Here is a 14,442-nt window from a genome sequence, read left to right on the forward strand (position 1 = left end):
TTGACACATCCGGCCGACAGGTCCGGCCGGTTTTCCACAGGCGCTTGAACGCCTCGGGTAACCCTCAACTCCATGTCCACACTTGTGGAGCCAGTTGTGGATAACCTGCGGACGACTCGCCGACGAAGGACTGGATGAAGGGTCGAAACCTGTGGACAACGGGGGAGGTTGTCCGAGGCAGGTCATACGCTGGGCCGGTGCCGAAGTCCTATCCCGCCGCTCCTGGTTCAGGGCGTCCCCCGCAACGGTCCAGCGTGCCATTGGGATCGCTCCGCGCGGATGAGCGCCCGGCGAGCCCGTCACCCCCTGCTGTGCCTTCTCCGTCCCCGGTGGTCGAGATCCGGCGAAGCGCTCGGCGGCGGCGAACCGTGTCGGCGTACCGAAGCGGCGAATCCATCGTCGTGCTGGTGCCCGCCCGCCTCAGCCGGGCCGACGAGGCGCGATTGGTGGCCGACCTGGTGGACAAGATCATCAGCCGCGAGCGAGGTGAGTCCAGTCGCCGTGGCCGGCCCACTGATCAACGACTCGCCGAGCGCGCCCGGGCACTGTCTCGCGCGCACCTGGACGGTCGCGCTAGCCCGGACAGCGTACGGTGGGTGCGCAACATGAACCAACGGTGGGGGTCTTGCACCCCAGCCGAGGGCAGCATCCGGCTTTCACACCGCCTGCAATCGATGCCTGACTGGGTCATCGACTACGTCCTCGTGCACGAGCTGTGTCACCTGCTCGAGCCCGGGCACGGACCACGTTTCTGGTCCTGGGCCAACCGCTACCCGCGCACCGAACGAGCTCGCGGCTACCTGGAAGGGTTCGCGATCGCCGGTCAGCTACCCGCAGACCTGCTGTCGCCGGGATGGTCGTCCGACGATCCCGCGTCCGACGATCCCGCGTCCGGCGATCCCGCGTCCGGCGATGCCTCGTCAGACGGCGCGGCCTTCAGCGATGCATCATCGGACGGACCGGCCTCCGACGTGCTCTTCTGAGGATCGGAGGTCGGATCAACGCCCGCGGGCGGGCTGCCCGCCTCAGACGTGGCGCTGTTGGTGGGCTGGTCCCCGCCTGGGGCCGCGCTGGACTCGGCATCGGCCAGCAGACCGGCCAGCTCGTCGAACGCTGACCGCTCGTCGTCCGAGATCGACCCGTGCCGGGCTGAGAAGCCCTCCGGATCGTCGAGATCGTCGGCGCTCGGTAGGAGATCGGGGTGGTTCCAGAGGCTGTCCCGGTCTGAGGTGCCGTAGCGCGCGGTCATGGTCGCCCACAGGGTCGCGGCTTCTCGCAGCCGTCGGGGCCTGAGTTCAAGCCCAACCAGCGTGGCGAAGGTCTGCTCGGCGGGACCGCCTGCCGCGCGCCTTCGGCGGATCGCTTCAGCCAATGCGTCGCCGGTCGCCATCCGGGAACCGGCGACCTCGCTGACCACCGTGTCCACCCAGCCCTCGACCAGCGCGAGCAGGGTTTCCAGGCGCCGCAGCGCCAGCTTCTGGGCTTGCGTGTCCTCGGGCTCGAACAGTCCACCCGACAGCGCGGTTTGCAGCGACTCGGGATTGCTCGGGTCGATCTGGCTGATCGCCGACTGGATGGCCTGAGGATCGATCGAGATGCCCCGCCCGTAGGCGTCGATGGCGTCGATCAGGTTCTGTCGCAGCCAGGGGACGTGCCCGAACAGACGGTGATGGGCGGCTTCTCGCAGGGCGAGGAACAGCCGGACCTCCGCCACGGGTCGCGACAGCTCGGAGGCCAGCGCGTCGACGTTGGCGCTGACCAGCGCGGCAGTCCCGGCCGGGCCCAACGGCAGGCCGATCTCGGTCGCCGAGACAACCTCACCGGCGAGCGCGGCCAGGCCCTGCCCGAGCTGGGCACCGAACATCAGGCCCCCGAGCTGCGACATCATCGGCGCCATCGGGCCGGCCTGCTCGGCAACGTCCGCAGGAAGCGCGCCGGACATCGCGCTCACCACGCGTCCGGCGACCGGGTCGCAGATCGCCGCCCACGAGTCGATGGTCTTCTCAACCCAGTCGACCTGGCTCCACGCGGCCGTAGTGCTGACGCCCGATGGCAGGTCGGTGGTGTCGTCCAGCCAGAGGTCGGCGAGGTGGATTGCTTCGGTGACCTCCGCGGTCTGGGCCGGAGTCACCGCCCGGTGGCCGGCGGCCAGCGAGGAGATCGCCAGCTGTCGGGCGAGATCCCAGTTCACCGGGCCGCCGGCACCCGACAGCAATCGCTGGAGTTCGGCGAACAAGGGGACCTTGCCGGACAGGTCGTCCCCGTCCCCGCCCGCACCCGATCCGAATCCGAAGCCGAAGTTGCTCATACCAGTCACGGTAGTGCCAACGGCCTCCGCCGTAGCTGCGTGCCCGATATCCGCGGTCGCGTTCTCTGCTCACAGCGAACAACCGGCGCAACGGCCGATCACGGCGCGCATCCGTGATCTCGCCGGGAGTGAGCGTTAGCCTGCGGGCGTGACCAATCTGGCGTGGGCGTACTGGCTGCTGGCACCGCTGGCGGCGACGGTTGCCGCCGCGCTGGTGGTGTGGTGGCGGGCGTTGCGCGATAGCGGGCGGGCGCACCCGGCCGCACGCCGCGCGATGCAGCAGCACCAGGCGTTGCTCGCGGCCCTGTCCACGGCGGACGGGCGGTTCGGTGCCGGGTCGGAGCCGCACAACATGGTCGTCCAGTTGGTCGGCGATCAGCCGCCGGCGGGACGAGAGATGCCGCCAGCCAGCTAAGGTGTCGACAATGTCTCGCCAGTTGCGCACCCTGCTCGTCGGCGTGGTGCTGATCATCGCGCTCGGCGGCGCCCTGTTCCTCCTCCGGGTGCCGTACGTCGTCATGTCCCCAGGACCCACGGTGAACACGTTGGGCCGCGACAACGGCGCCGACATCATCTCGATCCAGGGTCATGCGGTGGCCAAAACCAGTGGCAGCCTCAACCTCACCACGGTCTCGGTGGAAACGCAGGACACCACCGTCGCGGGCGCCCTGCGGGGTTGGCTGGCCCACGACGAGGTCGTTGTGCCTCACGACAGCATCTATCCGCCTGGGCAGACCCAGCAGCAGACCGACGCTCAGGACAAGCAGGACTTCATCGAGTCCCAGGACGCGGCGGTCGCAGCCGCCGCCTGCTACCTGAAGTACCCGCGAGGGTTCGGCGTCAGCTCGGTCAGCGATACCTCTCCGAACAAGGGAGTGCTCAAGCCTGGGGACGTCTTCGAGTCCCTCAACGGCACCAAGGTCAGTGATGACACCGGCCTGCTGGCCGTCCTCAAGACGCTCAAGCCGGGTGACTCGGTGCCGGCGCTCGTACTGCGCAACGGCATCGAGACCACGTTGAAGCTGACCCTCGGCGCCGCCGCAGCGGGTTCGACCACCCCTCGGCTCGGGATCGCGCTGACCTCCGGGTGCCTGCCGCCGTTCAACATCGCCCTTGGCCTGAGCGGGATCGGCGGCCCCTCAGCCGGCCTGATGTTCGCCCTCGGCATCGTCGACAAGCTGGGTACCGACGACCTGACCCACGGCAAGATCGTGGCCGGTACGGGCACGATCGACGCTCAGGGAAATGTCGGCCAGATCGGTGGGATTCAGTTGAAGATGCTCGGTGCCAAGCGCGATGGCGCGTCGGTTTTCCTCGCCCCGTCCAGCAACTGTCCTGACGTGCGTGGCAACGTGCCCTCCGGCCTCACCGTGATCAAGGTCTCGACCATGACCGACGCGATCAACGAGCTCGACGCCTACGCGGCCGGCAAGACGGACCTTCCCCACTGCTGAGAACGCGGCCCCGCGCCGAGGATCAGTCCGCCAGCGTGGCGGCCAACGCACCGGCGAGGTTCGGGGCCAGGTCCGGGCCGGTGAGCAGATCGTCACCGGCCCCGTCGAGCCCACGCAGGCGCAGCACGCCCGCTGAGCGCCCTGATCTCAGGACCGCGATCACCAGACGTGCCTCGCGGCGATCGGGATGTGTCGCGGCGGTGGTGACGGCCTCGTCGATGGCCAGGTCGTCGAGCGCATCCTCGGCCGACGGGGGCAACATCAGGATTTCTTGACTGACCGCGCACCCGACGACCTCCTGCGGCCAGCCGATCTGGGCCAGCACTTCGTCCAGCGGGCCGTCGGGCAGCTCGTCCTGCGCGATCGGGGTGAGCGCGTGCGGGGAAATCTCCTCGGGGTCGAGCGGGCTGCCGTCGGCGGACAGAATCGAGGCCGCCGCCGGATCGACCGCCAGGGTACGTGTCGGTACCAGCGCGAACAGAGTGGTGGGGCTGTCCCAGCCGGACTGACCCACGAAGGATTCGATCTCGGCGGCGATGGCCTCGAGCAGGATGGGTTCGCCGGCGATTCCGGCCGTCTCGGTCATGTCCTAGATCGTGCCATCCGCCGGAACCGAGGCGGTGCTCGGTACGTTGCCTGCACGGGGTCGGCAGCTCCGCGGGGGCGGTGCCGACCAACCCCCACAGCGCCGCCTACTACGGTTCTGGGCGGGGCGTGCAGTTTCACGCCTGCGGACGCGGGTCGAGGGTAAGGAGTGGGGCCAGTGGCTATGCGGCCGGAAATGCCGTCGATCCGGGTTTCTCGACGGGGCAAGATCTTCATCGGCGTGGTTATCGCGCTGATAGTGCTCCTGTCGTTGGTCGGTTCGGCCGCGCGGGTCTACACGAACTGGCTCTGGTTCGGCGAACTCGGCTACCGGGGCGTGTTCTCGACCATCCTGTGGTCGCGAATTGTGTTGTTCCTGATTTTCGGCTTCGTACTCACTGTGATCGTGGGCGCGAACGTCTACCTGGCCTACCGCATGCGGCCGCCGTTCCGACCGATCTCGCCCGAGCAGGAAAACCTCGAGCGATACCGGGTCGTGCTGGAGCCTCGTAAGAAGCTGCTGTTCGCGGGGCTACTCCTCGTGCTCTTCATCGGCGCCGGCGTGGCCGGGCAACAGAGCTGGCAGGTCTGGCAGCTGTGGCTGCACGGCGTCTCCTTCGGTGTGCAAGACCCTCAGTTCCATCGCGACATCTCCTTCTTCGCCTGGGACTATCCCGCCTACCGCGCCCTGCTCGGCTTCGGCTTCAACGCCGTGATCTTCTCGCTGGTGCTCAGCCTGGCGGTTCACTACGTCTTCGGCGCCTTCCGCATCGCGACCCCGGGCCCCAAGCTGACCATCTCCGCCCGACGGCACGTGACCGTGCTGGTGTTCTTCTTCGTCGTCCTCAAGGCCTGCGCGTACTGGCTCGATCGCTACGGCCTGGTCTTCTCCGACCGCGGCAAGGTCACGGGCGCCTCGTACACCGACGTCCATGCCACTCTGCCCGCGAAGACCATCTTGTTCTGGGTGGCCATTCTCATCGCGATCGCCGTGCTGGCCAGTCTGTGGCTCAAGAGCAGCCTGATCGCCCTGACGTCCTTCGTCGTCCTGCTGATCATGTCGATTGCGATCAACGGCATCTACCCGTACACGGTTCAGCAGTTCAGCGTGAAGCCCAATGCCAACAGCAAAGAGGCGCCCTACATCGCGCGGAACATCGCCGCGACTCGAACGGCCTACGACATAGCGAGCGTCTCGGCCGGCGGGGATGTGACCTACAAGGGCTACGACACGACCAGTCCCGCGCCGGCCTCGTCACTTCCCTCGGACAAGGCGACCGTGTCCAACGTCCGCGTGCTCGACCCGAACGTGGTCAGCCCGACGTTCAATGCGTATCAGGGTCTGAACAACTACTACGGGTTCCCGGACAAGCTCGACGTCGACCGCTACACCCTCGGTGGCTCGACCGCGGACTACGTGGTGGGCGTGCGCGAACTGGACGCCGGCAAGCTGTCGGGCAACCAGACCAACTGGATCAACGAGCACACCTTCTACACCCACGGCTACGGCTTCGTCGCTGCGACGGCCAACAGCGATGTCAACTCGGCGAGCTCGTTCGCGGAGGGAAGCATTCCTCCGTCCGGGCCGCTGACGATCGACAAACCCCAGGTCTACTTCGGTGAGAAGGGTGTCGACTACTCGGTCGTGGGCGGGGCGGGAAATCGCGAGAACGACGCCGACAACAGTCGCACCACCTACACCGGCAGCGGTGGCATCTCCTTGTCGAATTTCTTCAATCGCTTGGCTTTCGCGGTGAAGTACCGACAGACCAACTTCGTGCTCAACAACGCAGTGTCGGCCAGCGGAGCCAAGCTGATCTTCGACCGCGATCCGCGCCAGCGGGTCCAGAAGGTCGCGCCCTATCTCAAGGTGGACGGCGATCCGTACCCGGCCGTGATCAACGGGCGCATCGTGTGGATGTTGGACGGGTACACCACCATCGCGAATTACCCCTATTCGGAAAGGCAATCGCTGTCGTCCTTGACCACGGACTCACTGTCGAACGCCAACCGAACCGCGGCCCAGCCCGACGCGCAGATCAACTACATCCGTAATTCGGTCAAGGCCACCGTCGATGCCTACGACGGGACCGTGAAGCTCTACGCCTGGGACGAGAGCGATCCAGTTCTCAAGACCTGGATGAAGATCTTCCCGGGCAAGATCCTGCCGAAGTCCGCGATGCCGCCCGACGTCACCGCTCACGTGCGCTACCCCCAGGATCTGTTCGAGGTGCAGCGGGGCCTGCTCGCGCAGTACCACGTCGACAACCCGGTGCAGTTCTACAACGTGCAGAACAAGTGGACGGTCCCGGACGACCCGACAGCCGAAGGGGTGGACCAGCCTCCGTACTACCTGCTGGCCGCAAATCCGAATTCGACCTCGCAGGCCGAGTACCAGCTCACCTCGCCGATGAAGGTCAACAGCCGGACGAACATGGCCGCCTACATCTCCGTCAACTCGGATGCGACCAGTCCGGACTACGGAAAGTTCACCGTGCTGCAGCTACCCAGCGGCTCCAACATCCAGGGGCCGGAGCAGATTTTCACCAACTTCAACTCAGACCCCACGATTTCCAAGGACATCTCGCTGCTCAGTGGCCAGGGATCGTCGGTGATCCACGGAAACCTGCTGACGCTGCCGATCGGCAACACCTTCCTGTACGTCGAACCGCTGTATGTACAGGGAAGATCGTCGACCACGTTCCCGTCGCTGCAACGTGTTCTGGTCAACTACAACGGCAAGATCGGCTACGGCGAGAATCTGGCCATGGCGCTGCTGAACCTGACCCAGCCCGTCGTCGGGCAGGACATCAACAGCCTGAATCAGGGAACGACACCGTCGACGCCGAGCACGGGTAGCAGCCCCCCGACGACTCCCACACCGAGCACGAGCCCGAGCGCGGTCCCGTCGGACGTCACCGCGATACTGGCCCAGTTGGACCAGGCCTACCAGGATTATCAGAGCGCGACGACCGCCAAGGATTACGCCAAGCAGGGCGCTGCGCTTGGTCGGATCCTGCAGTTGATCGATGAGTACAACACTGCGCGAAAGGGCTCGTCGTCCAGTCAGCCAGGAACCGGGACGCCATCGGTGACCCCGTCCAAGACGCCGTCGAGAGCACCGAGCCCCTCGTCCACCTCCTCCTGATCACGGCCAAAAGGTCGCGGGGATGCGCCGAGAGCGAACGGCGGTCCCCGCGATTTGGCGGGCTGGACGGGGCTGTGTAATGTGGTGTTTACCGACGCGGGGTGGAGCAGCTCGGTAGCTCGCTGGGCTCATAACCCAGAGGTCGCAGGTTCAAATCCTGTCCCCGCTACAACGAAAGATCTCGATAAGAAGGCCCCCTGCGCAGCGCGGGGGGCCTTCTTGCGTTTGCTATCGGTGCCGTTCCGCCTACCACGTGATGTCATGAACAGCACAATTCGTTCGATAGTGCACCGAATGGCCCGCGTCGCTTCGGGCCGGCCGGCCCGCGCCGCGCCGCGCCGAGGCCCTGGTGAGGGTCGAGGTGCCGGCGGTACGCTCCGACACGCCGAGTCTGGGCGGACTCTGCGGAGCGCACCACATCAGAGGTTCGACATGAATCAACGGATGCGTAACCGTGCTGTGATCATCGTTGCCCTGCTGGTGGTCGGCGGCTCGGCTACTGCTGGTTGCAGCAGCGGACATAGGAGCACGACACCAACCTCGGCTGCCAGCTCGATCAGGGCGACCGTGTCGAGCTCGGTCAGCTCGTCCAACGCGGTGACCTCCGCTCCTGCCGGAGCCTCATCGACACCGGCTTCGTCGACCGCGCCCCCGGCCCCCACGTCCCTCAACCTCTCGGGCAGGTGGTCGGGCAAGTACCAAGGGGCATACCAGGGCACGTTCACCCTTACATGGCAGCAGAAGACGGCAACACTCAGCGGCAATATCACCCTGTCGAATCCGCCCCAGACGCTGACCTTGAACGGCACACTGAAGGGCCGGTCCATCACTTTCGGCACCGTCGGATCGACGGCGATCACCTATACGGGGACAGCGACCGCAGTGGCGATGTCTGGCACCTACTCGGTGGGTGGACAGAACGCGGGTCCGTGGAGTGCTAGCAAGTCGAAATAGCCTTTCTGCTCCGGTCCCAGATCGAAGAACACTTGTGGCGAATGTGCCTTGGCCGCTTCCAAGAGATCTGGCGACGAAGACAGAAGGCCGCATTCTTCGGAATTGACCCCTATTCCTGACGGTAAGCCATAGCAAGTCCGGCCTGTAAGCTTCAGCCATGGCGACTAAGACAATCCGCGTGGATGACATTGATGGCACCGAGGGCGACGTTTCGTCCGTCGAGTTCGCGTTAGAAGGTGTGCAGTACCGCATCGATCTCAGTGAGAAGAACGCCGAGAAGCTGCGAAAGGCGCTGGCCTCCTATATAGACTCAGCCGAGAAGATCGGTGGACGCCGTAGCGCGGTGCGTCCGGTGGTAGTCCAGAGCGGTAAGCGGTCGAAAGAAGAACTTCAGGCCATTCGGGAATGGGCCCGTTCCAGCGGGTACGCGGTTTCTGATCGGGGACGGATCCCGGCCGAGATCGAGCAGGCCTACGCCGAAGCAAAGTAGCCCAAATCGGCACCGTCCTCCGCGCGCTTGCGATATCCGGTTGGTCAGCGTGCGGAGGATCGGCTTTGTCAAAGGACCAGAAGTTCCTGTCGACCAGATGACCACCCGTGGCAGCAGCGAGTTCAGCTTCGCTGGCCCGCGGTGGTGGGAATAGTCGTGCTCGGCCAATCGTCGGCTCGCGCGTGGCCGCGACGGCCGAGATCCTCGATGCCCACGTTGTAGGTCTCGCGGGCAGTCGCGGCCGCGATCGCCGAGATCAGGCAGCAGGCCGAGGTGAAGATCGCCACCGGGACCCAGCCGTTGCGGCCGTGCGTCTCGATGGCCTTGCCGATCGTCGGCGTGAAGCCGGCCAGCAGGAATCCCAACTGGGTCCCGATGGCCACTCCGGAATAACGGACCCTGGTCGGGAACATCTCGTTGTAGAAGGACGGCCAGATCGCATTGGGGGCGCTGTAGGCAACCGAGGTTATTGCCACCGCGCCGAGGAACACCAGGAGTACGTTTCCCGACGTGATGGCCATGAAGTAGGGGTAGATGATCACCCCGCACGCCAGCACGCCCGCAATGAACACCGGCTTTCGCCCGATGCGATCGGAGATGATCGCGTACACCGGCTGGAATCCGAGTGCGAAGACGTTGGCCACGACGACGGCCCAGAGCATGGTTGTCTTCGAGATGCCTTGATCGGTGGCGTAGCTCAGGCCGAACACCGCGGTCACCGTGCTGACGACGGCGACGAACGCACACAACAGCACGCGCAGGACGTCGCCCCACTGGTCCCGCAGCAGTTCGGCCACCGGTAACTTGGCCAGCTCATGCTTGTCCTGGGCTTCCTGGAAGGCCGGGGTCTCCGGCATCCGCAATCGGATGACGAACGCGACCGCGACGACGACGGCGCTGAGCAGGAAAGGCACCCGCCAGGCCCAGTCGAGCTGATCCTGCTTGGGTAGCGACGTGATCGGGATGAAGATCAGCGTCGCAAGGATCAGGCCGGCCTGCGAGCCGCTCAAAGTCCAGCTGGTGAAGAAGCCGCGTCGATGGGCGGGGGCGTGTTCCAAGGTCAGCGAGCTCGCTCCACTTTGCTCACCGCCGGCTGAGAAGCCTTGCAACAGCCGAAGGGCGATGAGCAGCCCGGGCGCCCAGAGCCCGATGTGCCGGTAGTCGGGCAGACAACCGATCGAAAACGTCGACAACCCCATCAACGCCAGCGTGAACACGAGTATGCGTTTGCGGCCGATGCGATCGCCGAGGTGACCCAGCACCAGCGCCCCGACCGGGCGCGCGACGTAGGCGACACCATAGGTGGCGAGCGCAAGCAGTGTGCCGGTGGCCGGGTCGGCCTTCGGGAAGAAGACCTTGTTGAAGGCCAAGGCGGCTGCGGTGCCGTAGACGAAGAAGTCGTAATACTCGACCGCCGTGCCGAAGAAGCTCGCCAGCGCTGCCCGGCGCGGAGCAGAGTTGGCGGCCGACGTGCCGTGTGGAGCGGGGTTTGCTGCACTCACGGGTCCTCCAAGGGACGAAGGGTAGCCCGCCGCATGATGAGCGCGCGGTTGTCTCGGGCCAGGGGAGAGGGGTGTGCCGGTCGAGCGGATGGATCAGGCCGCGGGACGTCTGGGGCGCCCGCGGCGGCCGAGCTGGGCGGCGAGCCGGACGGGCGTGTTGGCTGCGCCGTAGCCCTCGTACTCGCCGACTCGCTGAAGCACCTCGATGAAGAACGCGTTGCCGATCAGGCCGGTGTACAGATGTAGAAGGTGCCCGGCGGGACCTTCGTCATACATCAACTGGTGACTACGCATTCGTTCCACGGCAGCGTCGGAGAGATCGAAGCGGGCGTGCAGATCGTCGTAGTAGTTGTCGGGGATGGCCATGAGATCGAGCCCGCGGGTACGGAGTCGACTGGCGACGGCGTAGATGTCTTCGCAGCGGAACGCGAGCTGATTGAAACCCCCCGCGCCTGGTAGGTCGCTCGGCCCCTCATTCACGTTGAGAACGAGCCGCAGGTCGCCGGCGTCGGGACGAAGGACCCGGCTGCGTAGGCGTCCCTGCGGTTCCATGAACTCCGCGGACGGTCCACTGATCATGCCGAAAATGGTTCGGTAGAAGGCGATCTCGGCGTCGAGAAGGTCGGCGGGGACCGCGCAACCGAGGTGGTCGATCGCGAACCCGGCGCCGCTGTGGCCTGATACTTCCGGCACCGGGTCGAAATCCTGCTGCCAGTCGGTAGCGCTGGCCTCTGCTTCGCTCACCAGCACCTGCGCGCCGGAGGGAGCGGCGATTCCGAGCAGCGGGGCTTCGCCAGGGCCGAGGCGGCGCTGCACCCGTGGCCACAACATGGCCGTGCTGCGCTCCTGCAGGGAGCGAAGGTCATCGGTGAGCACGCCCAGGGCCGTCACCCTCGGTACCGGAGCGGAGTGGGAAGTCGCCGGCTCGGTGTTGAGCAGCACGTTGGCCTCGCCGTTGCGCCACCACGCAACGTGCTTGCTTCGGTGTCGTCCGACCATCGCGAACCCCATCCCGCCCAGAGTCGCGTCGAGGTCGTCTCCGCCGACGGCGAGTTCCACGAAGGCGGGCCGTACGCTCGTCGGCGGCGGGGGAGGGCTGAACAGCTCCACCGCAACCGCTCGGTGCTCGGCCTGCCAGCGCGCCTTGAGCCGTTCCTCGAGCTGGAGCAGCGAACGCATCGCGTCCAGGCTGGTGAGTCCCGGGTCGGCGGTCCGGACCACATCACTGAAGACTTCGAGCGAGATCGGGCCGCGGTAACCGGCCTCGACGACGGCGGCGACGACAGCGTCGAGTGCGAGCGTGCCCTGGCCAGGAAAGCAACGGAAGTGCCGGCTCCATTCCAGAACATCCATGCTCAGATGCGGCGCGTCGGCAACCTGCAGGAACATGATGCGATGGCCGGGGATCCCGTTCAGCACCGAGACGTTCTCGCCCCGGGCAAGCATGTGGAAGGTGTCCACGCACAGCCCGACGTCGCAGTGGTCGGCGCGCTCGACAACGTCCCAGGCCAAGCTCACCCGATCGATGTGGGTGCCCCACGCCAGCGCTTCGAAGGCGAGCGTGCAGCCGTGTTCAGCGGCTAGCTCGGCCGCGGCGTGCAATTGCTCGGCGGACAGGTCGGGATCGGCGATGGCGTCCGGCGTGGCGTTGGAGCAGACCAGCGCGGTGCCGGTCCCGAGAGCGTTCATGATCTCGAACTTGCGGCGCAAGCGTCTCAACACGGCGGGGAACCTCTCGGGGTCGACCCCTTCCACGTCCCGGATCGGCTGGAACAGCTCGATCGTCAGCCCCAGATCCGCACAGCGGCGCCGGACATCGGCGGCGCGCAACGGCGAGGCGATCAGGTCGTTGTCGAAGATCTCCACGCCGTCGAACCCCGCTGCCGCTATCGCGGACAGCTTTTCCTCCAGAGTTCCACTGATCGATACCGTGGCGATGCCCTTTCGCATGCTCAGGCCACCTCCATGCCGTGTTCGTTGACGGCCTGCAGGTCGGTGCGCCCCGAGCGGGCAGCGGACGGAGCGGAGATCGCGGCGAAGTGGGCGCTCATGCGTGCGGCGTCCGGAGTGAGTCCCGTGAACAGCTCGAACGCGTCGGCGGCCTGAAACACCGCCATCCCACCACCACTGACCACCGTGCAGCCGAGCTGCCGCGCGAACGAGACAAGCCTTGTCTGCAGGGGGAAATACACTACGTCGGAAACCCACAGCTCGGGGCGCAGGAGCCCGGCCGCGAGTGGCAGGCCTGGATGGTCGACCATGCCGATCGGCGTGGCGTTGATGAGGCCGTGAGCGTCGGCCAGGGGAGCCTTCGGATCGGCGGCGGCGCTGATCCTGGAGGCACCGAAGACCGGTTCTAGTCGGGCCAGCAGGCGATTCCGTTGGTCTGCGTCGGGATCGACGACGGTCAGGTGCTCGGCGCCCCCACGCAGTGTGGCGTAAGCGACCGCTGAGCCTGCGCCTCCGGCACCGAGTAGGACCATCCGGTCGCCGACGTGTTCGGGCAGGCTGAGCGCGAACGAGCGGGCGTACCCCGACCAGTCGGTGTTGTGACCTGTCGTGCGGCCGTCCTTGATGACCACGGTGTTCACCGCTCCCAGCAGAGCGGCGGCCTCGGACAGTTCGTCCAGCAGCGGCGCGACGGCTTGCTTGGCGGGGTGAGTGACGTTGAGACCGTCGAAGCCCAGGCGGATCGCCCAGGGCAGGATCTCCCCGATGCCGTGACCGGCCACGCGCGGATCACCGAGATCGATCAGCCGATAGGCCAATGCCAGTGCCTGCTCGCGCGCCTCACGTTCGTGCAGGGCGGGAGTGAGGGAGGCTCCGATGCCAGCGCCGACGAGCCCGAGCATCCGCGATCTGCGCTCGCCCCGGCTCGTCATCGCCGGCCGGCTTCGAGCGCGGCGACCGCGGTGCTGATCGCACCGGTGCAGTGGCCGAACGCGACGCCGCGGCCGAGCGATTCGGCGTGCGTCGTGCAGTGCTCGTCGACCTCGGCCGACGACTCACGTCCGTGGGTCTCGGGACGGCATTCGTCGAGCAGATCCAGGTGCGGACCGTTCACCACCGCGATAGCGGGTCGCCTCATCTCGGCTCCTAATGTACTAACTGGTTCGTTAGTTATACGCGGCAAGCGGACCGTGGGGAAGGGGTTGCGAAAGATTTCCTGAATAGCGCGAGTGTTACGGGGACTAGGGTTTGACTCGCCCGATCAACTGGCCGACGAACTGGCCGACCAGACACACCGGACGGAGCCAATGCCGCGTAAGCCCGCCGCACCGCCGGCCGTCCCGCAACCCCCTGAGCCACCTCAGCCACGGGTTGCGTCTGTGGATGAAAAGCGAACCCGGGACAAGGACCGCACTCGCGCCGAGTTGCTGCGAGTCGCCACCGAGGAGTTCGCCCGGGTGGGGTTCTCCGGTGCCCGGGTCGATCAGATCGCCGCGCGAACCCGTACGACCAAGCGAATGATCTACTACTACTTCGGTGGCAAGGAACAGCTGTACCTCGCCGTGCTCGAACAGGCCTACGAAGACATTCGCTCGGTCGAGCAGGCGATGGACCTGCAGAACCTGGGACCGGTCGAGGCGCTACGGACGCTGGCCGAATTCACCTTCGACTACGACGACACGCACCGGGACTTCATCCGGCTGGTGGCGATCGAGAACATTCACCACGCCGAATACCTGCAGACCTCGTCCCAGCTTGTCGGGCTCAACAGCCCGGTCATCGCCCTGATCCAGCAGATTCTCGATCGGGGTAAGCAGCAGAAGGTGTTCAGTCGCGATGCCACCGCGATGGAGGTGCACGTCATGATGAGCGCCCTGTGCTTCTTCCGGGTGGCCAACCGCCCCACGATCAACGCCGTGTTCGGCTACGACATGACGGCCCCGGCAGCGCGCAAGCGCCACCGACGGATCGTCGGCGACATGTTGATCGCCTGGCTCCAGGCCTGAGCGCCAGGGTGAATGGTTCGGTCCGCTCGCATCCGGCCGGCGCGC

At 66.2% G+C, this 14,442-nt stretch carries 12 protein-coding genes, 1 tRNA gene and 1 pseudogene; 7 read left to right on the forward strand and 7 right to left on the reverse strand.

The features are described from left to right. Window positions 1-197: 197 nt before the first annotated feature. A pseudogene (locus tag M6D93_RS19510) lies at window positions 198-833 on the forward strand (M48 metallopeptidase family protein); the annotation flags it as partial. Here the strand turns inward: M6D93_RS19510 and M6D93_RS06950 are convergent. Further along, a complete protein-coding gene (locus M6D93_RS06950; protein WP_249773629.1) occupies window positions 824-2,308 on the reverse strand; it encodes a zinc-dependent metalloprotease in 1,485 nt (494 codons plus the stop codon). The pseudogene M6D93_RS19510 and the gene M6D93_RS06950 sit on opposite strands and share 10 nt — an antisense overlap. 148 nt (window positions 2,309-2,456) lie before the next feature. On the opposite strand from M6D93_RS06950, the gene M6D93_RS06955 reads away from it, so the two are divergent. Next, a complete protein-coding gene (locus M6D93_RS06955; protein ID WP_249773630.1) occupies window positions 2,457-2,723 on the forward strand; it encodes a hypothetical protein in 267 nt (88 codons plus the stop codon). A gap of 10 nt (window positions 2,724-2,733) precedes the next feature. Further along, the gene (locus tag M6D93_RS06960; protein WP_249773631.1) at window positions 2,734-3,762 is read left to right on the forward strand and encodes a YlbL family protein; all 1,029 of its coding nucleotides are present in this window, start codon (window positions 2,734-2,736) and stop codon (window positions 3,760-3,762) included. A 22-nt stretch (window positions 3,763-3,784) separates the two neighbouring features. Here M6D93_RS06960 and M6D93_RS06965 read toward each other — a convergent pair whose 3' ends face one another. Continuing rightward, on the reverse strand, window positions 3,785-4,348 hold the full coding sequence (locus M6D93_RS06965) for a PPA1309 family protein (protein ID WP_249773632.1): 564 nt from the start codon (window positions 4,346-4,348) through the stop codon (window positions 3,785-3,787). A gap of 183 nt (window positions 4,349-4,531) precedes the next feature. On the opposite strand from M6D93_RS06965, the gene M6D93_RS06970 reads away from it, so the two are divergent. Together M6D93_RS06970 and M6D93_RS06975 are read left to right on the forward strand one after the other, a co-directional pair. Continuing rightward, window positions 4,532-7,495 (forward strand): UPF0182 family membrane protein, encoded by a 2,964-nt coding sequence (locus M6D93_RS06970; RefSeq protein ID WP_249774184.1) that lies wholly within the window; start codon window positions 4,532-4,534, stop codon window positions 7,493-7,495. Window positions 7,496-7,590: 95 nt separating this feature from the next. Beyond that, window positions 7,591-7,664 (forward strand) — tRNA-Met (locus tag M6D93_RS06975). Between the two features lie 268 nt (window positions 7,665-7,932). Here M6D93_RS06975 and M6D93_RS06980 read toward each other — a convergent pair. Next, complete coding sequence (locus tag M6D93_RS06980) at window positions 7,933-8,157, reverse strand: hypothetical protein (RefSeq protein ID WP_249773633.1); 225 nt, start codon at window positions 8,155-8,157, stop codon at window positions 7,933-7,935. Between the two features lie 470 nt (window positions 8,158-8,627). On the opposite strand from M6D93_RS06980, the gene M6D93_RS06985 reads away from it, so the two are divergent. Continuing rightward, the gene (locus tag M6D93_RS06985; protein ID WP_249773634.1) at window positions 8,628-8,939 is read left to right on the forward strand and encodes a histone-like nucleoid-structuring protein Lsr2; all 312 of its coding nucleotides are present in this window, start codon (window positions 8,628-8,630) and stop codon (window positions 8,937-8,939) included. A 122-nt stretch (window positions 8,940-9,061) separates the two neighbouring features. Here M6D93_RS06985 and M6D93_RS06990 read toward each other — a convergent pair whose 3' ends face one another. The 4 genes from M6D93_RS06990 to M6D93_RS07005 all read right to left on the reverse strand — a co-directional run bounded on the left by M6D93_RS06990 (window position 9,062) and on the right by M6D93_RS07005 (window position 13,529). Continuing rightward, window positions 9,062-10,441, reverse strand: coding sequence for an MFS transporter (locus tag M6D93_RS06990; protein WP_249773635.1), 1,380 nt, complete (start codon window positions 10,439-10,441; stop codon window positions 9,062-9,064). Window positions 10,442-10,534: 93 nt separating this feature from the next. After that, complete coding sequence (locus M6D93_RS06995; RefSeq protein WP_249773636.1) at window positions 10,535-12,391, reverse strand: bifunctional sugar phosphate isomerase/epimerase/4-hydroxyphenylpyruvate dioxygenase family protein; 1,857 nt, start codon at window positions 12,389-12,391, stop codon at window positions 10,535-10,537. A gap of 2 nt (window positions 12,392-12,393) precedes the next feature. Next, window positions 12,394-13,323, reverse strand: coding sequence for a shikimate dehydrogenase (locus M6D93_RS07000; protein ID WP_249773637.1), 930 nt, complete (start codon window positions 13,321-13,323; stop codon window positions 12,394-12,396). Next, window positions 13,320-13,529 carry a hypothetical protein gene (locus M6D93_RS07005; protein ID WP_249773638.1) on the reverse strand — a complete coding sequence of 70 codons (210 nt, stop codon included), beginning with the start codon at window positions 13,527-13,529 and terminating at the stop codon, window positions 13,320-13,322. Before M6D93_RS07005 ends, M6D93_RS07000 begins: the two co-directional genes overlap by 4 nt. 241 nt (window positions 13,530-13,770) lie before the next feature. On the opposite strand from M6D93_RS07005, the gene M6D93_RS07010 reads away from it, so the two are divergent. Next, complete coding sequence (locus tag M6D93_RS07010; RefSeq protein ID WP_249773639.1) at window positions 13,771-14,397, forward strand: TetR/AcrR family transcriptional regulator; 627 nt, start codon at window positions 13,771-13,773, stop codon at window positions 14,395-14,397. The last annotated feature ends 45 nt before the right edge of the window (window positions 14,398-14,442 follow it).

This window comes from Jatrophihabitans telluris (genome assembly GCF_023516435.1).
Classification (GTDB): Bacteria; Actinomycetota; Actinomycetes; order Mycobacteriales; family Jatrophihabitantaceae; genus Jatrophihabitans_A; species Jatrophihabitans_A telluris.